The sequence below is a fragment of the Wolbachia endosymbiont of Tuta absoluta genome (assembly GCF_059414725.1).
In genome coordinates this window covers 1-631 of the sequence record NZ_JBNRJY010000808.1, presented here as the reverse complement: position 1 = coordinate 631, position 631 = coordinate 1, and the positions used below count along the sequence as shown (strand labels likewise).

Here is a 631-nt window from a genome sequence, read left to right as displayed (position 1 = left end):
ACCGGAATAGACAGCCTCACGAAGAGAAGCCAGCTTATACATGGGATCGATCGCACGAGAAATCTCCACGAAACGACAAAAAAAAAATCGTTTAAAGCGACAATCATTGCGACGAATCGGATCGATCAGCTGACGGGAGGTCTAGGAACCACGTGTTTAATTCATTTTTTTACAATTTGACCCATGTTCTATAGGGAAAGTTGTTCAGTTTCATGAGTACTTTGACCACCTTTCAGCTTGTTATACCCTTTTTGTTACTCCTTGTATAAAGTATACTATTAGCAATACGCCATGATACAGCTAAGGTATTCTAGAGTGGTTCTTTCAGAGGCTCGTTTAGTTCACATCTCGAACTAGTCCGATACGGCTGGCATTATTTGAGGGCATAACTTATAAAAAAGCTAGCCATACTAGGCTAAAATTTAAAACAGGTGTTGCCAGATAATCCATATCAAATTCAAAGTCAAAAGAACATGTAAACTATCTGTGATCGATCAAAGACGAACCGCTGCTGCAATTTTGTACTAGGCAGACGCTCAATCAATAAAGAAGAAACCTGTTTTATAGTTTCAGCATTGACCCTACCTTTACATACATTCCTAATTTTATCATCCAAAGTAGAAGCAGAAGC

1 pseudogene is annotated in these 631 nt (G+C 38.8%); it reads right to left on the bottom strand.

Annotated features, from left to right (window positions below):
* Nucleotides 1–463: 463 nt before the first annotated feature.
* Nucleotides 464–631 (bottom strand): annotated as a pseudogene (locus tag ACJ5GX_RS08170) (50S ribosomal protein L18); the annotation flags it as partial.